Raw genomic sequence first — 18,575 nt, 5'->3', positions numbered from 1 at the left:
GCATGGACCCGTTGGCCCTGACCCTCATTGAACTGGGGGCCGTTGTGTTCTGCCTTGGCCTCCTGGCCAGGCTGGCCGGACGGATCGGAATGTCTCCTATCCCGCTTTACCTCGTGGGCGGCCTCGCCTTCGGGGCGGGCGGGATTGTTGAGCTGGAAGGCATGAAGGAATTCGCCCACCTCTCTGGTGAAATCGGCGTCATCCTGCTGCTGCTTATGCTCGGATTGGAATATACGGCTGCCGAGCTCTTCACCGGTCTGCGCAAATCCTGGCAGGCCGGTGTGCTGGACCTGGTGCTGAACTTCATCCCCGGTGCCGGGCTCGCGCTGCTGCTGGGCTGGGGCCCCGTGGGCGCCATGGTCATGGGCGGCGTAACGTACATTTCCTCCTCCGGCATCGCCGCCAAGGTGATCACCGACCTGGGCCGGATCGGTAACCGTGAAACACCTGTGGTGTTATCCATCCTCGTGTTTGAGGACCTGGCCATGGCCGTCTACCTGCCTATCCTCACCGCCACCCTTGCCGGCGTCAGTTTCCTCGGCGGGCTGACCACGGTGGCCATTTCCCTGGCCGTGGTCACGGTGGTCCTGATGGTGGCGCTCCGGCACGGCCACCGGGTCTCGCAGGCGGTCCACAGCGAAAACTCCGAGGTGTTCCTCCTGAATCTCCTGGGTTTGGCGCTGCTGGTGGCGGGCATTGCCTCAGCCCTGCAGGTCTCAGCGGCGGTGGGGGCGTTTATGCTCGGCATCGCCATTTCAGGGGCCACCGCCCATAGCGCCACCCGCATTCTTGAGCCCCTGCGTGACCTGTTCGCGGCCCTCTTTTTTGTGGCTTTCGGACTAAACACCGATCCGTCGTCCATCCCCCCGGTCCTTGGATGGGCCCTTGTCCTGGCCGTCATCACTGCCGCCACCAAGATGCTCACCGGAATCTGGGCAGCCAAGAGGGCAGGAATCGCCCGTCCCGGGCGATTCCGCGCAGGGGCGGCGCTCATTGCCCGCGGCGAGTTTTCCATTGTCATTGCCGGCCTGGCTGTGGCCTCGGGTGCGGTCCCGGATGAACTTGCCGCCCTTGCCACGGCCTACGTCCTGCTGATGGCCATCATCGGACCGCTGGCAGCCCGCTACGTGGAGCCGGTACTGAAGGCCTTCGTCCGCCCGGTCCGGGTGCCGGCGCAGGCTTAGCCCGCTCTAAGGGCAACCTCGCGTGCCCGGCCCGCCAACCTGCGCCTCGGGCTTAGATCTCCGTGCGGTGGAAGTTCAGGTGGCTGCGGCTGGCAGTAGGGCCGCGCTGGCCCTGGTAGCGGTTGCCGTACTCACCGGAGCCGTACGGGAATTCTGCGGCGGACGACAGCCGGAAGAAGCACAGCTGGCCGATCTTCATGCCCGGCCACAGCTTGATGGGCAGCGTGGCCATGTTGGACAGTTCCAGCGTCACGTGCCCCGAGAATCCGGGGTCGATAAATCCGGCGGTCGAGTGGGTCAGCAGGCCGAGGCGGCCCAGTGAGGACTTCCCTTCGAGGCGCGCGGCGATGTCATCCGGCAGGGTGACCGTCTCGTAAGTGGAGCCAAGCACGAACTCGCCGGGGTGCAGGATGAACGGCTCGCCGTCCTCCACTTCCACCAGGCGGGTCAGCTCCGGCTGCTCTTCCGCGGGATCGATGTGCGCGTATTTGTGGTTGTCGAAGAGCCGGAAGAACCGGTCAATCCGTACGTCCACCGAGGACGGCTGGACCATCACGGCATCGTACGGTTCAAGGACAATCCGTTGGGAGTCTATTTCGGCACGAATATCGCGGTCAGAGATCAGCACGCCTCCCAAAATACCGCATCTATTGTTACCACCGCGTGCCGGGTCTAACGTTGGCTCAGAATGACAGCCGCCGGATGGTCTCCCGGTTGGTCCGACTGTAGCTGGGGATAGTTTTGAGAAAATTTGCGCCGCCCGCGATTATTGCCATGTTGTGCGCCCTGGCGCTTGCCTCCCCTGGCGGGGGTATCCAGGCCGGTCTCACCGGACAGCCACCCGGTCAGTCCGCGGGCGCATCAGGCACAGGGGCCGTGGCGTTGGGTCCTGCCGTAGTGACGGACGACGGCGGAGCGGCCTTGCCGGACAGCGGCACCGGGGCGGTGCTCGCCCCGGCCGTGGAACCGGACATCCGCCCGGCTTCCCCTGCCGAAGAACCTGACAGCCACCCGGCTTCCAATGCCGAAGACGCACCCTCGTCCGGCACATCTTCTGCGGTCACAGCGGAGCAGCTGACCGTTTCCCCGGCGCCCACCGAAACCGTCAATTCGGAACCAACAGCGCCCGAGCCAGCGTCCATTCCGCCTCTATGGGCACCCGATGCCGAACTGGCCCAGCCCACGGCCCCAACCGGACCGTACCCCGAGTCAACAGTGGAAGCCCCTGCCCCGCAGGCCTTGGTGCCGGACAGCAACGCCGCAGCCATCCTCACGGTGTTCAACCGCATCAACGAATACCGGGCGGCCAAGGGCCTTGCGGCGGTGAAGTACCACGCCACTGTGGCAGGGATGGCCCAGGAGTGGTCCAACAACATCGCCACCAGGGAGGTCATTGAACACCGTGCCAGCTTCTGGACCGATCCCCGTGCGCTTAAGCCGAACAATGGTGCCGGCGAGGTTATCGCCGTCCGCTGGGACCGGGACGCAGCGCAACTCGTGGAGTGGTGGAAGACCTCGCCAGGCCACAACGCCATGCTCCTGGATCCGCGCTTCAACGTGATGGGCGCAGGCATCACGTACACCGACGGCAACTGGCAGACCACACCCAACCGCTACACGATGTGGGGCGTGGTGAACTTCTTTGGCTACACAACCCTGCCGGCCGGCACCACCACATCCCCGGGCGGCAGCGCGGAACTGCCGCCGCCTGCGCCGAGCGCCTGCGATGCCCCCGGCAAGCACATGCCACCCACTTTGAACCTGGCTAACGCAGCCATCACCAGCCCGGCCGACCTTGTCACCATCAACGCTTCCGGCCAGCTGATCAACCGCCCCTCAACCGGCAACAGGACCTACGGCGCTGCGAGGCAGATAGGGTCCGGCTTCGGAACCGCCAAGGAAGTTTTCATCACTGACTGGCAGCGGGACGGCGCGTACGACCTCCTGACACAGTGGGCGGATGGCCGGCTCACCATGCATCCAGGCATCGCCGGCGGTGGCTTCGGCGCTTCCGTCACGCTTGGCCAGGGCGGCTGGTCCGGCATGACGCTGGCCGTCGGAGGCTGGTGCGCCAACAACAGGCTGCCCCAGATCGTGGCCATGGACACCGCAGGATACGTCTACCTGTATCCGAACAAGGGCTTGGCCGACCTCTCCTCCCGCTCGCTGATGGCCGGCGGCGTGGCTGCCAACAGGCTGGGTATGGTCGATTATGACGCAGACGGATTCCAGGACCTCCTCGCCCTGCAGAGCACCGGTGCCGTCCAGCTCTACCGCGGCGCGGGAATCCCCGCTCCCCGTGCGGAAGCAAGGACCACCGTGGCCACCGGCTGGCAGGATGTCACAGCGATCCGGCCGCTGAAGGATGTCACGGGGCTGAATTCCACTGGAGTCGCCCTGCGCCGGGCTAACGACGTTGTGCAGTACTGGGACCTGAGCGGCGGAAGCCTCGCAGCGCCGTCGAACATCTCTGGAAGCTGGTCAGGCCAGCGCCTCGCACAATAGGGGCGGACACCGGGGCCGCATGGTGGAAATACCGACGCCGGCAATGGCTCCTAGGCGGCCGGCTGGAGTTCCAGGACGTGCTTCAGCCGCTCCAGCTGGGCCACTTCGGCCTTCAGGGTCCGCTGGATCATGGTCTTCAGAAGGCCCTTGAGTCCCTTCGGCTGGAACTCGAGGGCGAACCTGACCCTGGTACCTTCCGCCTCTGTGCTGAGGTAATACCCGCCCGAGGGCCTCGCGGGCCCGGCGATGACCTGGAACTGTATTTCGGCACCCGGCCGTGCCTGGGTAATTTCGAAGTCTCCGGCAACGGGCCGTCCGGATCTCCCTGCCAGGGTCTGCTGGTAAACGGCGCCCTTGGTTCCGACGGCCCCTGCGGCGAGGCCAATGCTGCGGATCCCGTCCCGCCACTGCGGAAGATTCAGCCCATCAACCAGGAAAGTGTAAACAGCCATCGCGTCACGACGGATGAGTACCTCGTGCTCTGCGAATGCCATGGGAATCCTTTTGTTTGACGACCAACTTCAATAGCCCGTCTCCCCCATGACACCGCAGCTATCCGGTTCAGAGTAGTCAGTCGTTTCACCGCGCACCTAGCTACGGACGGGTACGTTATTGAAGAGTTACTGGATGACGCCGGTTGCACGGCAGACACGGTGCCGGCCCAAACGCGCCGGTGACGGCGGGGCCGCGCAACTGCGCTAAGCTAAGTTCTGCCCCGCCCAAATCGGGGTCATGCGGCTGTAGCTCAATGGTAGAGCGCTAGCTTCCCAAGCTTGATACGCGGGTTCGATTCCCGTCAGCCGCTCCACATCACCGATCCGGAACAGATACACGCGGACGACGCCGGAACTAACCCTTCTTTCCCAGCCTCACCTGGCGCTCCAAGGCCTTCTTGAGCGCAGCCAACCGTGCCGCCTCCTGCTTCCGGTAGGCACCTTCCTTTGCGCCGGAAAACATGCGCCCAAGTCCCTTCGGGGCGTACTGCGCGGTAACGGTCATGCGGGTGCTGTCTGCCACCGGATACACCACATAGGAGCACGTAATCGTTTCGGTGCGGCTCTCCATCGTCTCCGACCAGGACCGGTCCGTCACCAGGTCCTTGAACTGCGGCATCAGGCCCTCCTGCCCCGGCACTGCCGAGCGCGCCTGCGCGTCGACGCAGAACGCGTAAACTTCCGACCGGCCGCAGGGGATAAGGACGGTGCTGTTAATCTCGATGGTTCCCATGGTGCCCTTCCCGTGATTCCGCGATGGCCTGCCCGGCGCAGTCCCCAGAGCGTCATTTTCACACCGGGAACCTGTGGGCACCATGACCGCCGCGCCGGCCGCCGCCCACTGAACGCGTCCGGCCGCTGCCGGATGCCCGTTAGGTGCTGCCGTGTATCGTCAGAAGCCAGGAACCTCTTCGGTTCCGCTACAGGAGCACACATGGCTGACAAGTCCCCGCGTCAAGCAGCATCCAAAAAATCCGGCAAATCCATCAAGGAAAAGCGCGCCGACAAGAGGGCCGCTTCCGCGCCGGCCAGCTCCCTGGACATCACGTCCAGCAAGGCCGCCAAAAAGAAGTGAGTGGCCATAAGACCCAGCTGGGCCTGGGCGTCCTGGCATCCACGCGGAAACCCGACGAGCGCCGCCTCCCCATCCATCCCCTGCATTTCGAGCGTATTGCCCCTGAGGTGCGCGGGCGCATCATCCTGGAGGAGGGCTACGGCGAGCGCTTCGGCATCTCGGATGAGCACCTCTCCACCCTTGTGGGGAAAATGGCAACCAAGGAAGCGTTACTGGCGGAGGCCGACGTCGTGCTTCTGCCCAAACCGCAGCCGGAAGACCTCGCCGAACTGCGTGACGGCCAGGTCCTCTGGGGCTGGCCGCACTGTGTGCAGGACCGCGCCATCACGCAGCTGGCCATCGACAAGAAGCTCACGCTCATCGCCTTCGAGGCGATGAACCACTGGGCCAGCGACGGCGGCTTCGGCCTGCACGTTTTCCACAAAAACAACGAGCTGGCCGGGTACTGCTCGGTCCTTCACGCCCTCGCACTTTCCGGTGCAACCGGCGATTACGGGCGGCGCCTCAGCGCCGTCGTAATCGGTTTCGGGGCCACAGCCCGTGGGGCGGTGACCGCCCTGAACGCCCATGGCATCCATGACGTCCAGGTGCTGACCAACCGCGGAGTCGCCGCGGTGGGCGCGCCGATCCACTCGGTCAACATCGTGCAGTTTGATCACGACGACGAAGCCCCCTTCCTCAGCCAGGTCATCACGGAGCGGGGCCGGGTGCCGCTGGCACCGTTCCTGGCCGAGAGCGACATCGTGGTCAACTGCACGCTGCAGGATCCCAACAATCCGCTCACCTACCTGCGGACCCAAGACCTGGAAGCGTTCAGCCCCGGAAGCCTGATTGTCGACGTTTCGTGCGACCAGGGCATGGGCTTCAGCTGGGCACGGTCCACCACGTTTGCCGACCCGATGTTCACCATAGGCGACCACATCAACCACTACGCGGTGGACCACAGCCCCTCCTACCTCTGGAATTCCTCCAGCTGGGAGATCAGCCAGGCCGTGCTGCCGTTCTTGGAGACCGTGATCGGCGGCCCCTCGGAGTGGGACACGAACGAAACCATTTCCCGGGCCATCGAAATCCGTGACGGTGTTGTCCTTAACAAGGACGTCCTGGAGTTCCAGCGGCGCCGGCCGGAGTACCCGCACCTGCCGGCCTAGGCCGGCAGGCAGCGGCTTGCGGCCTATTGGAGCTGCGCTGAGGGTTGGCAGGCTCAGGCCGCCGCGGGCCGGTTGACGATCCGCACGGGGTGGCGGCGGTCCTTCAGGTCAACCCGGAGTTTCAGCGCGCCTTTGCGGGCCAGGACCACGCCCACTGTCAACGCAGCGAGCGCCGGCACGCCGCCGGACACAAGCAGTGCCACGTGCGGATCTGCGTGTTCGGCGATCCAGCCGAGCATGGGCCCGCCGATGGCCTGGCCGCCGATCAGCACCATGATGTACAGGCTCATGACGCGGCCGCGGATGCCCATGTTGGAGCTGATCTGGACCAGCTGGTTGGATCCGGTGAGGAACATCAGGCACCAGAAGCCGGACAGGACCATCACCACGCTGAACCACACCATGGACGGCGCCAGCGCGGCCAGGCACAGCATCAGGCCGTACATTCCGGCACAGAACACCACGGAGCGGAGCCGAAGCCGGCGGCGGCGGGTGGACGCGATGGCACCGCACAGGGCGCCCAGCGCCACGAGTGCATTCAGCAGGCCATAGCCGCCGGCGCCGACGTCGAACACGCGGTCCGCAAACGCTGCCAAAAGCACCGGCAGGCTCATGGCGAAGACGGCGATAAACCCGGCCATCAGCCACGGCCAGTAAATAGTGGGTTTGCTGAGCGCGTACTGCAGCCCTTCGCGCAGCATGCCCTTTTTCTTGGGGGCCGGGGTGCTGACGAAAAGCTGGTCCTTCCGCAGGAGCAGCAGCATTGCCACCGTGGAGCAGCAGGCCAGGGCGTTCGCGGCGAAGGCCCAGCCGGCGCCGACGGCGGTCAGCATCAGGCCCGCGAGGGCCGGCCCGATCAGCCCGCCCAGCTGGAACGTTGTGGAGTTGACGCTGATCGCGTTCCGGAGGTACCTGGGGCCCACCAGCTCGTTGACGAAGACCTGCCGTGCGGGCTGGTCCAGTACGGTGACAAGGCCCAGCACCAGGGCGATGACGTACACGTGCCAGACCTGCACCGCACCGCTGAGGGAGAGGATGGCGAGCGCCGCCGCGAGGACCCCGGCCAGGCATTGGCACACAATGAGGATCTTCCGCTTGGCGAACCGGTCCGCCATCATGCCTCCCCAGGGACCCAGGATGAGGGACGGCAGGAACTGCAGCGCCACGGTGATGCCCACAGCGGTGACCGAGCCGGAGAGTTCCAGGACCATCCAGTCCTGGGCAATTCGCTGCATCCAGATCGCTATCACTGCCACAAAATGGCCGATGGCGAAGATGCGGAAGTTGGGGACCTTCAGGGAGATGAAGGTGTGCCGCCACGGGAGCCGTTCGGTGACGACGGCGATGGGCTGGGTTTCGGAACTGGCGGAGTCGATGACGGGCTGGCTGACGGTTGCCGATGATGGCGGTGGGGGTGCCACAGGGGTGTCCTCAAGTAATGGGGCGGGCTGGGATGCCCTTAACGCTAGGGTGAGCGGCCTCGATTATGTAGGGTTATTGTGTCTATAACTCGCATTGCGGAATGTAATAGTCACGGGCCCGCCCTCCGAGGGCTGTCCGCCCGGGCCCGTCCTCCAGCAAAGGAACCATCCGTGTTCGAACCCGCCCAGCTCCGCTCCTTCCTTGCCGTGGCGGAAACGCTCAGTTTCACCAAGGCGGCTGAACGGCTGGGGCTTGCGCAGCCAACAGTCAGCCAGCACGTGCGGAAACTGGAGGCGGCTGCCAAGCGTGTCCTGATCACCCGGGACACACGCGACGTCCGGCTGACGGACAACGGAGATGCGATGGCCGGATTTGCCCGCACTATCCTCTCGGCCCATGACGCAGCCTCGCGCTACTTCTCGGGCTCCGCCATGCGCGGGCGGCTGCGTTTCGGCACCGCGGACGACCTCGCCATCACCGGACTGCCCCGGATCCTGCGCGAGTTCCGGCAGATCTATCCACAAATCAACCTCGAACTGACCGTCGGCCAGAGCGACCAGCTGTATAAGAGACTCAACGCCGGCCAGCTGGACCTGGTGTTCGTGAAGTGGGTTGCCGGCGCCAAGGACGGCACGGTGGTGCAGCACGATTCCTTCTCCTGGGTGGGGTTGGAGCAGACGTCGCTGGAGCCCGGAAACCCCGTCCCGCTGATCGCCTACCCCTCCCCCAGCCTCAGCCGGAAACTGGCCATCGACGCCCTGGAATCGCACGGCCGCACGTGGCGGATCACCTGCACAACCCGGCAGATCAGCGGCGTGCTGGCGGCGGTCCGGGCCGGCATCGGCGTCGCGGTAATGCCGTCGTCGCTTGTCCCGGAAGACCTGAAGATCATTACCAGGCGTTTCGACCTCCCGCCGGTGGGGGATGTTGATTTCACCCTTATCCGCAACCCGCTAGCCAATGCCGAAGTCATCGACGCCCTGACCCAGGCCATCGTGGGCAGGACCCTGAAAAAGTCCGCCTAGGGCGGCCGTGAGCCCCACCGGACTTCGGTCCTCAGGCACCCGCCTTGGCGCAAACCATTGATGCCGAAGCCCGCTTCGCCTATGCTGGATTCCCATGGGTCAAGCAGAGGCCGGTTTTTACACAACGAGCGCGCGCCTGCTACCCATGGGCCGGTCGCGCTCGGGATAGGCAGCCAATGAAGACAGCCAGTAACTCCCATTTCCACTCAGCACGTTCACATACCGCCCGCCCGCTGGTCACGCACCATTCCCATTTCGGGGCAGGAATGCCCACCGCCGCGTCCGAGTACGTCGGTAAGCCCACCTGCGACAAGTGCGGCACGGACGAATTCATCTATCTCGAGTCCTACATTCCTCCGGTTTACCGGCGCGACGGGGTAGTCAGGACCCTGGGTGAAGTCGCCTACACCTGCACCCGCTGCGAGGAGTTCTCAGCCCACAGCGTTCCCGCATCGTGGACTCCCCCGGGCTGGTACCTGGGCTGACTACGACAGGTCTCCAGGCTCGTATCCCGCGCAGCCGGCCCCTACTGGAGCGAAACTACTGAAACAAAGAGGCCCGGCGGTCCCCGAGAGGTGGCCGCCGGGCCTTTCGTTTGTCCAGGTATTGGAGTGTCCTAGATCAGGGCATCCGAGAGATGGTTCGGCGTACCGAAGCGATGGGCCGTGATGCTGATGGCCTGCTCATGCAGGAACGGCAGCAGCTCTATCCGTCCGGCCTCCGTCACCGGGTGGGCGTAGATCGCCAGGTCCGGGCGGCCGTCAGTGGCTTCGGCCAGGGCGGTGGCGTCGCCGCCGATCAGGCGGATCCGCGCCCCGGACAGCTTGCCCGCAGCGGCGAGGCGTGCCGCCGAAGCCAGCCAGCCGGCGTCGGACTCCACGCTAACGGTGATGTCCAGGCCGGTAAGCACGGAGCGGAGCTGGGCGGGGAGTTCGACGGCGGTGGACACTGTCAGTGCCGAGCCTGCCAGGACGCCGGCAGCCACGGTCCGCGCCAGATGTGCCAACGGGGCACCCTCGGAAAGCCGTACGGTGACCGGCAGCGCACGGTACCGGAAGATGTTCCGCTCCGCGCTGAGGCCGGAGACGTCCTTGGCCGTGCCAAACTCCTCCGCCCAGGCCTGGGCGTCGGAGGCCAGGGAGCGCTGCAGGGTTTCAAGCTCGGCCGGCTGCAGGGCACCGGCGGCCGCGTTCAGGATACGGCGGACAGCGGCGTTGGTGATGGCCGCCGTGGAGGACGCTTCGGCGCTGACCCAGTCGCCGAGGCCGGCCAGGTAGTTGGGGCCGCCGGCCTTGGTGCCTGCGCCCACTGCGGACTTCTTCCAGCCGCCGAACGGCTGGCGCTGCACGATGGCACCGGTGATGCCCCGGTTGACGTACAGGTTTCCTGCCTGGATGGAGTCCAGCCACGTGCCGAGCTCGTCCGGGTTGAGTGAGTGCAGGCCGGCGGTGAGGCCATACTCGATCTGGTTCTGGATGGCGATTGCGTCCTCCAGCGTTTCAGCCGTCATCACGCCGAGGACCGGTCCGAAGAATTCGGTCAGGTGGAAATAGGATCCGCGGCGGACACCGTGGCGCACACCCGGGCTCCAGAGCCGGCCCGTGCTGTCCAGCTTCTTCGGTTCCACGGCCCAGCTTTCGCCTTCGCCCAGGGTGGTGAGGGCGTTGAGGAGCTTGCCGCTGGCAGGTTCGATGATCGGACCCATCTGGCTGGTGGGATCCTCCGGGTAACCAACCTTCAGGGAGGTGACGGCGTCGATCAGCTGGTTGTGGAAGCGCCGGGACTTGGCCACGGAGCCCACCAGGATCACCAGTGATGCGGCGGAGCACTTCTGCCCGGCATGGCCGAAGGCCGAATACGCCACGTCCTTCGCGGCCAGGTCCAGATCCGCGCTGGGGGTGACGATGATGGCGTTCTTGCCGCTGGTCTCCGCCAGGAGCGGCAGGTCCTTGCGGAAGGAACGGAACAGCTCGGCGGTCTCGTAGCCGCCGGTGAGGATCACGCGGTCCACGGCAGGGTGGGAGATCAGCTGCTGGCCGAGCTCCCGCTCGCCGAGCTGGACCATGGTCAGCACGTCCTTCGGGACGCCTGCCTCCCACAGGGCCTCGATCATCACGGCGCCGCTGCGGCGGGCCTGCTTCGCGGGCTTGATCACGACGGCGGAGCCGGCGGCGAGTGCCGCGAGGGTGGACCCTGCCGGGATGGCGACCGGGAAGTTCCACGGCGGGGTCACCACGGTGAGCCGGGCCGGGACGAACGTGGCGCCGTCGACCTTTTCCAGCTTGCGGGCGGACTCGGCGTAGTAGTGGGCAAAGTCCACGGCTTCGCTGACCTCGGGGTCACCCTGGTCGATGGTCTTGCCGGTCTCGCTGGCCATGACCTCGAGCAGGTCCGCGCGGCGGGCTTCCAGGACGTCGCCGGCGCGGTGCAGGATTTCGGCACGCTCGTCGCCGGACAGGGCGCCCCAGGCCTTGCCCTTGTCAACGGCGGTCCCGATGACCTTGTTGAGTGTCTCCGCGTCCGTGATGGTGGCGGCTTCCACGGCAGTGTTGCCCAGGGTGGAGGACGGGACGCGGTCCAGGATGGCGCGGCCCCAGTCGCGGTTGGACGGCAGCGACGGGTCGGTGTCCGGGGTGTTCTCGAAGCCCTTGTGCGGCAGGGGCTGCGGCGGAAGGTTGCGGTTCTGCTGCCGGCTGGCCGGCGGCACGGCGTCGTCGAGCCTGTCCAGGGAGGCCAGGAAGCGCTGCTTCTCGCGCTCGAAGAGAACTTCGTTTTCGCTGAGCTCGAAGACGGCGGACATGAAGTTGTCCTGGCTGGCTCCCTCTTCGAGGCGGCGGATCAGGTAGGCGATGGCGACGTCGAACTCGGCCGGGTGCACCACCGGCGTGTAGAGCAGGAGCGAGCCGACGTCCTTCTTGACGGCTTCTGCCTGGCCCTGGGCCATGCCCAGGAGCATCTCGAACTCGATGCCCGATTCCACGCCCCGCTGCTTGGCGAGCAGCCAGGCGAACGCGATGTCGAAGAGGTTGTGGCCGGCCACGCCGATCCGGACGTTCCTGATCCGGTCCGGGTGCAGCGAGTAGTTGATGACGCGCTTGTAGTTGGTGTCCGAGTCCTGCTTGGTGTCCCAGGTGGCAAGCGGCCAGCCGTGCAGCGAGGATTCCACCTGCTCCATGGGGAGGTTGGCGCCCTTGACCACGCGGACCTTGATGGCGGCGCCGCCGTTGGCGCGGCGTCCGGCGGCCCAGTCCTGGAGCCGGATCATGGCGGAGAGGGCGTCCGGCAGGTAGGCCTGCAGCACGATGCCGGCCTCGAGGTTCTTGAACTCGGGCTTGTCCAGGATCCTGGTGAAGACCGCGATGGTCATGTCCAGGTCCTTGTATTCCTCCATGTCCAGGTTGATGAATTTGGCCTGCTGCCCCGCGGTTGCGAAGGAGGCCGCGCGGGCGAAGAGCGGGGTGAGCTTGTCGACGACGTGCTCAACGGCCTCATCGAACGCCCAGGCGGAGTGCGGGGCCACGGTGGAGGAGACCTTGATGGAGACGTAGTCCACGTCCGGGCGGGCCAGGAGGGAGTGGGTTCCCTCAAGCCGGCGGGAGGCTTCGTGCTCACCCAGCACGGCTTCGCCCAGGAGGTTGACGTTGAGCTTGATGCCGTCCTTGCGGATCTTGGCAATGGCCGGGCCAAGCTTGGCATCGGTGGCGTCCACGATCAGGTGGCCCACCATTTCGCGGAGCACGCGGCGGGCGACCGGGATGACCACCTGCGGCAGGACCGGGGCCATCGCACCGCCGAGCTGAACAGCGCTGCGCATGTACCAGGGCAGGAACGCCGGCACCCTGGGAGCGAGGGCCGCGAGGTTCCGCGCAGCAACGTGAAGGTCCTCGGGGCGGACCACGCCGTCCACGAAGCCGACAGTGAACTCCAGGCCGTTCGGGTCCTTGAGGACTCCGGCAAGCTGCTGGGCGGACGCGTCCACGGGTACCTTCGAAGCTTCGGTCAGCCAGCGGCGCACCAGTCCGATGGTTTCCGCCGCGAGGGCACGCGCCTGGGGCACGTCAACGTCAGCTGAGCGGGCGGCGGATCCGGAGTTCACACCGGGCTCCATAGCAGTGTTGGTCATGGCTGGCACTCGTTCTTTCCTTGGGTTCTGAAGGGCTCTCATTCATCAGTATGAGCCTGGAATCACATAAGATAAAGCGATGTTTTCTAAGCAATACCCATTAGGAAACCCAACTCTTTTCTTAGCCGTCCAAACGGTCAGAAAATCCCCGGACGCTCTCTCACTTCCTGCACGTTTTGGGCCAACCGTCTCTCACTTCCTGTGCCATTCCCGGCAGCGTTCTCTCTTCCCGCACAACAGATAAACCCTCCCTCACAGGATGTGAGGGAGGGTTTATCTGTTATGCCCCAAAAGTGAGAGAGCGTCCGGGCGGGGTCAGCCTACGGGGCGGTGCATCTCCACAATTTCCTCGTGGCGGGGGCTCTCGGGGTTCATCAGCGAGTTCTTCTTGCCGTAGAAGAAGTAGATGGCCAGGCCGATGACGAGCCAGACGCCGAATCGGGCCCAGGTTTCCCAATGCAGCTGGAACATCAGGAAGGCGGAGGCGAGGACACCGAAGGCCGGAACCAGGGGCATCAGCGGCAACCGGAAGGTACGCGGGGCATCCGGGCGCTTGTACCGGAAGATGATCACAGAAAGGCAGACGACGACGAACGCGGCGAGGATGCCGATGTTGGTCAGGTCCGCCACTTCCTTGATGGGGAACACCCCGGCCAGGAAGGCGGACGCGATACCCGCGATCCATGTGACCCGCTGCGGCGTGCCGTGGGTGTCAGTTTTGGCGAACCAGCCGGGCAGCAGCCCGTCACGGCTCATGGCGAACCAGACCCGGGTGACACCCAGGAGGAACGTGAGCATAACGGTGAGGATGGACAACACCGCGAAGACGGAGATGATGGTGGCGATCACCGGGAGGCCCACGCTCGTGAAGGCCGAGGCGAAGCCTGCCGTCGGATCAATGTCCTGGTAGTTCTGCATGCCGGTAAGCACCAGGGTGGCCGCCACATAGAGGAGCATGGCCACGATCAGGGAGAGGATGATGGCCTTGGGCATGTGCTTCTTGCCGTCGGTGGCTTCCTCTGCCGCCGTGCTCATGGCGTCATAACCAAAAACGGCGAAGAAGACGGTGGCCGCGCCTGCCAGGACCGGGCCAAAGCCGCTGGGCATGAACGGGTTGTAGTTGTTGGTGTCGATGTAGAAGACTCCGAGGCCGATGATGAACAGAATCAGGATGACCTTGATGGCCACCGCCACGAGTTCAAACCGGCCAAATGCCTTGGTACCGCGGGACAGGATCCAGGTGACGAGGAGGCAGACCAGGATGGCTGGAATGTTGATGATTCCGCCCTTGCCCTCATCCGCCGTCGACGTCATCCAGACCGGCAGGTGGATGCCGATGCCGGACAGGAAAGCCTCAAGGTAGCCGGAGATGCCGATGGCCACCACCGCCACAATGGCGATGTATTCGAGCAGCAGGTCCCAGCCGATGAACCAGCCGACAATTTCGCCCAGGGCGACATAGCCATATGTGTAGGCCGAACCTGCCCTGGGGATCATCCCGGCGAACTCAGCGTAGGACAACGCCGCGGCGGCGGATGCAAGACCGGCCACCAGGAAGGAAATCAGCACCGCGGGCCCCACCCCGGGTGTGCCTTCGCTGCCGGCGGCCACCAGGCCGGCAAGGGAGAAAATACCGACGCCGATGATGCCGCCGACGCCGATGGCCGTGAGCTGCCACAGCCCAAGGGACTTGAATAGCCCGCTGTGCTTGTTTTCTTCTTCGATGTCGTCGATCGGCTTGCGCCGCATGATCGACTGGGACATGTCTCTAGTGCTCATCAGGAACTCCTGCTTGGGGTGCGAGCCCATCACCGGTACGCGGAAAACGGCTTGTGACGGGGCTAACTCGGTCACAACAGTATGCAAGGGTGCTTGAGTTAGATAAAGTGACTACTTCTAACGTATATTGATTAGCTTTGGTAAGGAATGCCTCATGCTTGACGTCCGCCGGCTCCGGCTGCTCCGGGAATTAAGTATCCGGGGAACGCTCGCAGAGGTGGCGGAGGCACTGCAGTACAGCCCGTCGTCGGTCTCCCAGCAGCTGGCATTGCTGGAAAAGGAAGCCGGCGTGGAGCTGTTGCGGAAGACCGGGCGCCGGGTCCAGCTGACGCCCCAGGCGGAAGTCCTGGTGGCCCACACAGCCCAGCTCCTTGAGACACTGGAGCAGGCGGAGGCGGACCTGGCGGCGTCGCTGACCACTGTCACCGGCACGGTCCGCATCGCCGTGTTTCAGTCCGCGGCCCTGGCGCTGATGCCGGAAACCCTGTCAAGGATGGCCACAGCGTACCCCGAGGTCCGGATTGAAATGATCCAGCGTGAGCCCGAAACCGCGCTGCATGAGACGTGGGCCCGGGACTTCGACCTGGTGATTGCCGAGCAGTATCCGGGCCACGCCGCCCCACGCTATCCGGAACTGGACCGCGTGAAGCTCACCACCGACGCAATTCGGCTCGCGGTCCCTGCCGAGGCCACTGATCGGCCCCGGATCACCTCGATCGAGCACACTGCCGGACTCGCCTGGGTGATGGAGCCGCGCGGCGCGGCGTCACGGCACTGGGCTGAACAGGCGTGCCGGAGTGCCGGCTTCGAGCCCGACGTGCGCTTCGAAACCGCAGACCTGCAGGCCCAGATCCGTCTCATCGAGTCAGGGAACGCCGTGGCCCTCATGCCGGACCTCGTCTGGACCGGCCGCGGCACCACGGCCCAGCTGCTGGACCTGCCCGGCAACCCGCACCGCACCATCTTCACGTCGGTGCGCCGCTCCAGCGCCAAGCGCCCCGCCATCCTCGCCGCCCGCGAGACACTGGCCATCACGGCGGAATCGGTCCGGAATCCCGACGACGATTAGCGGCTTCGGCGGCTGTCCCGCCCCGCGCAGGTGTTCCTGTGACGCCCCGGCAGCTATGTTTCCTGCGTCACTGCGCGATCCGGTCCCCGACGCTAGACTGATCGGGTTATGAATCGCACAATGTTCAAGTCCAAAATCCACCGGGCCACCGTCACGCACGCTGACCTGCACTATGTAGGTTCGGTCACCGTCGACCTGGACCTCCTCGATGCTGCCGATATCCTGCCCGGCGAGCTTGTTGCCATTGTGGACGTCACCAACGGTGCCCGCCTGGAGACGTACACCATCGCCGGCGAGCGCGGCTCAGGGGTCATCGGCATCAACGGTGCAGCCGCGCACTTGATGCATGAGAACGACATCGTCATCCTGATCACGTATGCCCAGATGACCTCGGAAGAGGCGCAGGCGTACACCCCGAAGGTTGTCCACGTGGATAAGGACAACCGGATTGTGCAGATTGGAAACGATCCCGCGGAGGGCCACACCCCGGGACTAATGCGCCCCCCTTTCGCTCTCAATAACGCTTTCCTGTAACCAGGAGCGTGAGACCCGGCCCCCTCCGGCGCTGCGCCGAAGGGCATAGTCCTTGCTAGGCGTACTGGCGGGCTTTTTTGTTGTCTGGTGCATCATCCTGGTGGGCTGGTTTGTGGGCCGCCGAGGAATCCTGGGTGATAACGCCCGGCAGGTCCTCAGCGGCCTGACCTTCTTTGTGGCCAGCCCCGCGCTGCTCTTCGAAACCCTCAGCAAGGCAAAGCTCCAGGAAGTCTTCGCGGCTCCCCTGCTGGTCGCGGCGGTGTCGGCCATGGCCACGGCCACAATCTTCTTCGCGATCGCCAAGTTCCTGCTCAAACGCCCGCTTTCCGAGGCGCTGATGTCCTCCATGGCTGCGTCCCTGGTCAACTCCGCCAACCTGGGCATCCCCATCGCCGTCTATGTCTTGGGCGATGCCAGCTACGTGGCGCCGCTGCTGATATTCCAGCTGGCTTTCTTCACGCCGCTGTTCCTCATGATCCTGGACTCAAGCACCAGCTCGCACCGCACAACGCCGCTGGGCTTCGTATTGATGATCCTGAAGAACCCGATGATCGTGGGCTCGGCGCTGGGCCTGGTGGTGGCCGGGACCGGATGGCAGGTTCCGCCGCTGGTCATGGAGCCGATCCACCTCATCGGCGGCGCGGCAATTCCCGCCATGCTGATTGCCTTCGGCATGAGCCTGAACGGCAGCCGGCCGCTGCAGGCGGCAGCGGAACGTCGCGTGGACACCGTGCTGGCGAGCGCATTCAAGCTGATAATCCAGCCTGCCCTCGCTTACGTTTTCGCGCGTTTTGCCCTGGGGATGGAAGGGCACGCACTCTTCGCCGTGGTGGTCACGGCTTCCCTTCCCACGGCCCAGAATGTCTTTGTGGCCGCCAGCCGCTACAAGACCGGCCTCACGGTGGCCAAGGACACCGTGCTGATCACCACGGTGGTTGCCGTGCCCGCCATGATCGGTGTGGCGCTGCTGCTGACCTGATGCGAAACCTAAGGAGCCATATGGGAACAATCCTGGACACTGTTGTGATTGGCGGCGGAGCCATGGGCTCGGCTGCCGCGTGGGCCTTGGCGCGCCGCGGCCGCCAGGTCACGCTGCTGGAACAGTTCGGGCCCGGCCACCATATCGGTGCGTCCCACGGCACCACCCGCAACTTCAACCCCGGATACCACCGGCCGGAGTATGTGGCCATGCTCGCCGAAGGAGTGGCGCTCTGGGACGAGCTGGAGCAGGACAGCGGCGAACAGCTCCTGGCGCGCACCGGGATCGTCAACCATGGTCCCGATCCGCAGCTCGCGCTGATACAGGCCGCGCTTACCGGCGCGGGCCTCCAGGCAGAGTTTCTCCGCCCGGAGGAGGCAGCCGAGCGGTGGCGCGGCATCCGGTTCGACCAGCAGGTCCTGCACATGCCTGACGGCGGCCAGCTGAATCCCGAGGCGGCGCTCCCCGCCTTCCAGCGGCTGGCGGCAGCCCGGGGAGCGGAGATCCGGCACCACACCAGGGTGGTGGACCTGGCAATCATGGACGACGGCGTCCGCCTCACCCTGGAGGCCGAGGGCGCGGCAAACGGCACCGAGGTGGTCACCGCGGCCCAGGCAGTGGTGACGGCGGGCGGCTGGACGGAGAAGCTCCTGTCCGGCGCGGCAGGAAGCGGGAAGCTCCGGTTTCCCCGGCTCAGGGTCACGCAGGAACAGCCGGCCCACTTCCGCGTCGCCGATGAGGGGGCCGTGTGGCCGGGATTCAACCACATGCCCGGAACCGGTCCAACCTACAAAGGCTGGTACTCCCCCGTCTATGGGATGCGGACGCCGGGCGAAGGCATCAAGGCCGGCTGGCACGGAGCCGGTCCGGAGGTGGATCCGGACAGGCGGTCTTTCCTGCCCGAACCTGTCCAGCTGGCGGCCCTGCAGGACTACGCCCGGACCTGGCTGCCGGGTGTTGACGCCGATTCGCTGGAGGCCATCAGCTGCACGTACACCAGCACACCGGATGAGGACTTCATCCTTGACCGGATCGGCCCTGTGGTCATCGGCGCCGGTTTCTCCGGGCACGGCTTCAAATTCACCCCTGTGGTGGGGCGCATTCTTGCCGACCTGGCCACCGGCACTCGGCCCGCGCCACAGATCTTCTCCGCTTCCCGCTGACAACCCCTCCTCGTTAAGCGCGAACGTACACTTGGGGCCCCGTCCCACGAGGGCCCCAAGTGTACGTTCGCG

The 18,575-nt window shown here is 65.4% G+C and carries 16 protein-coding genes and 1 tRNA gene; 11 read left to right on the top strand and 6 right to left on the bottom strand.

Features of this window, described 5'->3' with window-relative positions; all coding sequences use genetic code 11:
- Positions 1-2: 2 nt before the first annotated feature.
- A complete protein-coding gene (locus AU175_RS12190; protein WP_066289142.1) occupies positions 3-1,184 on the top strand; it encodes a cation:proton antiporter in 1,182 nt (393 codons plus the stop codon).
- 52 nt (positions 1,185-1,236) lie between these two features.
- Here AU175_RS12190 and dcd read toward each other — a convergent pair whose 3' ends face one another.
- On the bottom strand, positions 1,237-1,812 hold the full coding sequence (gene dcd, locus AU175_RS12185) for a dCTP deaminase (RefSeq protein WP_066289140.1): 576 nt from the start codon (positions 1,810-1,812) through the stop codon (positions 1,237-1,239).
- Positions 1,813-2,060: 248 nt separating this feature from the next.
- Between dcd and AU175_RS12180 the strand changes: the two genes are divergently transcribed.
- Complete coding sequence (locus AU175_RS12180) at positions 2,061-3,689, top strand: CAP domain-containing protein (protein ID WP_331711945.1); 1,629 nt, start codon at positions 2,061-2,063, stop codon at positions 3,687-3,689.
- A gap of 50 nt (positions 3,690-3,739) precedes the next feature.
- Here the strand turns inward: AU175_RS12180 and AU175_RS12175 are convergent, their stop codons facing one another.
- Positions 3,740-4,183, bottom strand: a complete 444-nt coding sequence (locus tag AU175_RS12175) for an SRPBCC family protein (protein ID WP_066289137.1) — start codon at positions 4,181-4,183, stop codon at positions 3,740-3,742.
- Positions 4,184-4,423: 240 nt separating this feature from the next.
- Between AU175_RS12175 and AU175_RS12170 the strand changes: the two genes are divergently transcribed.
- Positions 4,424-4,497, top strand: a tRNA-Gly gene (locus AU175_RS12170).
- Positions 4,498-4,538: 41 nt separating this feature from the next.
- Here the strand turns inward: AU175_RS12170 and AU175_RS12165 are convergent.
- Positions 4,539-4,916: a hypothetical protein gene (locus AU175_RS12165; protein WP_066289132.1), complete on the bottom strand. Its 378-nt coding sequence runs from the start codon at positions 4,914-4,916 to the stop codon at positions 4,539-4,541.
- 201 nt (positions 4,917-5,117) lie between these two features.
- On the opposite strand from AU175_RS12165, the gene AU175_RS22015 reads away from it, so the two are divergent.
- Both AU175_RS22015 and AU175_RS12160 read left to right on the top strand, forming a co-directional pair.
- The gene (locus tag AU175_RS22015) at positions 5,118-5,258 is read left to right on the top strand and encodes a hypothetical protein (protein WP_197497090.1); all 141 of its coding nucleotides are present in this window, start codon (positions 5,118-5,120) and stop codon (positions 5,256-5,258) included.
- Positions 5,255-6,409 (top strand): N(5)-(carboxyethyl)ornithine synthase, encoded by a 1,155-nt coding sequence (locus AU175_RS12160; protein WP_066289130.1) that lies wholly within the window; start codon positions 5,255-5,257, stop codon positions 6,407-6,409. Before AU175_RS22015 ends, AU175_RS12160 begins: the two co-directional genes overlap by 4 nt.
- Before the next feature lie 53 nt (positions 6,410-6,462).
- Here the strand turns inward: AU175_RS12160 and AU175_RS12155 are convergent, their stop codons facing one another.
- Positions 6,463-7,830: an MFS transporter gene (locus tag AU175_RS12155; RefSeq protein ID WP_066289127.1), complete on the bottom strand. Its 1,368-nt coding sequence runs from the start codon at positions 7,828-7,830 to the stop codon at positions 6,463-6,465.
- A gap of 171 nt (positions 7,831-8,001) precedes the next feature.
- Here AU175_RS12155 and AU175_RS12150 point away from each other — a divergent pair, with 171 nt between their 5' ends.
- Together AU175_RS12150 and AU175_RS12145 are read left to right on the top strand one after the other, a co-directional pair.
- A complete protein-coding gene (locus AU175_RS12150; protein WP_066289124.1) occupies positions 8,002-8,856 on the top strand; it encodes a LysR substrate-binding domain-containing protein in 855 nt (284 codons plus the stop codon).
- A 176-nt stretch (positions 8,857-9,032) separates the two neighbouring features.
- On the top strand, positions 9,033-9,341 hold the full coding sequence (locus tag AU175_RS12145) for a hypothetical protein (protein ID WP_066289122.1): 309 nt from the start codon (positions 9,033-9,035) through the stop codon (positions 9,339-9,341).
- 131 nt (positions 9,342-9,472) lie between these two features.
- On the opposite strand, the gene AU175_RS12140 is transcribed toward AU175_RS12145, so the two are convergent.
- Together AU175_RS12140 and AU175_RS12135 are read right to left on the bottom strand one after the other, a co-directional pair.
- Positions 9,473-12,979, bottom strand: coding sequence for a proline dehydrogenase family protein (locus AU175_RS12140; protein WP_197497089.1), 3,507 nt, complete (start codon positions 12,977-12,979; stop codon positions 9,473-9,475).
- Between the two features lie 315 nt (positions 12,980-13,294).
- Positions 13,295-14,758 (bottom strand): amino acid permease, encoded by a 1,464-nt coding sequence (locus tag AU175_RS12135; protein ID WP_066289121.1) that lies wholly within the window; start codon positions 14,756-14,758, stop codon positions 13,295-13,297.
- 154 nt (positions 14,759-14,912) lie between these two features.
- Between AU175_RS12135 and AU175_RS12130 the strand changes: the two genes are divergently transcribed.
- From AU175_RS12130 to AU175_RS12115, 4 genes are all read left to right on the top strand, one after another.
- Complete coding sequence (locus AU175_RS12130) at positions 14,913-15,827, top strand: LysR substrate-binding domain-containing protein (RefSeq protein WP_066289117.1); 915 nt, start codon at positions 14,913-14,915, stop codon at positions 15,825-15,827.
- A 108-nt stretch (positions 15,828-15,935) separates the two neighbouring features.
- Positions 15,936-16,361: an aspartate 1-decarboxylase gene (panD, locus tag AU175_RS12125; RefSeq protein ID WP_197497088.1), complete on the top strand. Its 426-nt coding sequence runs from the start codon at positions 15,936-15,938 to the stop codon at positions 16,359-16,361.
- A 52-nt stretch (positions 16,362-16,413) separates the two neighbouring features.
- On the top strand, positions 16,414-17,340 hold the full coding sequence (locus AU175_RS12120; RefSeq protein WP_066289109.1) for an AEC family transporter: 927 nt from the start codon (positions 16,414-16,416) through the stop codon (positions 17,338-17,340).
- Positions 17,341-17,360: 20 nt separating this feature from the next.
- Positions 17,361-18,503, top strand: coding sequence for an FAD-dependent oxidoreductase (locus AU175_RS12115; protein WP_066289106.1), 1,143 nt, complete (start codon positions 17,361-17,363; stop codon positions 18,501-18,503).
- The last annotated feature ends 72 nt before the right edge of the window (positions 18,504-18,575 follow it).

Origin of the sequence: Arthrobacter sp. B6 (genome assembly GCF_001663775.1) — a bacterium.
In the GTDB taxonomy this organism is placed as follows: Bacteria; Actinomycetota; Actinomycetes; order Actinomycetales; family Micrococcaceae; genus Arthrobacter.
This window is presented reverse-complemented; position numbering and strand designations above follow the sequence as displayed.

What these genes read in the sequence shown, in the direction of transcription:
- AU175_RS12190 (WP_066289142.1), top strand. Translation starts at nt 3, where the DNA reads ATGGACCCGTTGGCCCTGACCCTCATTGAACTGGGGGCCGTTGTGTTC.
- AU175_RS12175 (WP_066289137.1), bottom strand. Translation starts at nt 4,183, where the DNA reads ATGGCATTCGCAGAGCACGAGGTACTCATCCGTCGTGACGCGATGGCT.
- AU175_RS12165 (WP_066289132.1), bottom strand. Translation starts at nt 4,916, where the DNA reads ATGGGAACCATCGAGATTAACAGCACCGTCCTTATCCCCTGCGGCCGG.
- AU175_RS22015 (WP_197497090.1), top strand. Translation starts at nt 5,118, where the DNA reads ATGGCTGACAAGTCCCCGCGTCAAGCAGCATCCAAAAAATCCGGCAAA.
- AU175_RS12145 (WP_066289122.1), top strand. Translation starts at nt 9,033, where the DNA reads ATGAAGACAGCCAGTAACTCCCATTTCCACTCAGCACGTTCACATACC.
- AU175_RS12140 (WP_197497089.1), bottom strand. Translation starts at nt 12,979, where the DNA reads ATGACCAACACTGCTATGGAGCCCGGTGTGAACTCCGGATCCGCCGCC.
- AU175_RS12135 (WP_066289121.1), bottom strand. Translation starts at nt 14,758, where the DNA reads ATGAGCACTAGAGACATGTCCCAGTCGATCATGCGGCGCAAGCCGATC.
- AU175_RS12130 (WP_066289117.1), top strand. Translation starts at nt 14,913, where the DNA reads ATGCTTGACGTCCGCCGGCTCCGGCTGCTCCGGGAATTAAGTATCCGG.
- panD (WP_197497088.1), top strand. Translation starts at nt 15,936, where the DNA reads ATGAATCGCACAATGTTCAAGTCCAAAATCCACCGGGCCACCGTCACG.
- AU175_RS12115 (WP_066289106.1), top strand. Translation starts at nt 17,361, where the DNA reads ATGGGAACAATCCTGGACACTGTTGTGATTGGCGGCGGAGCCATGGGC.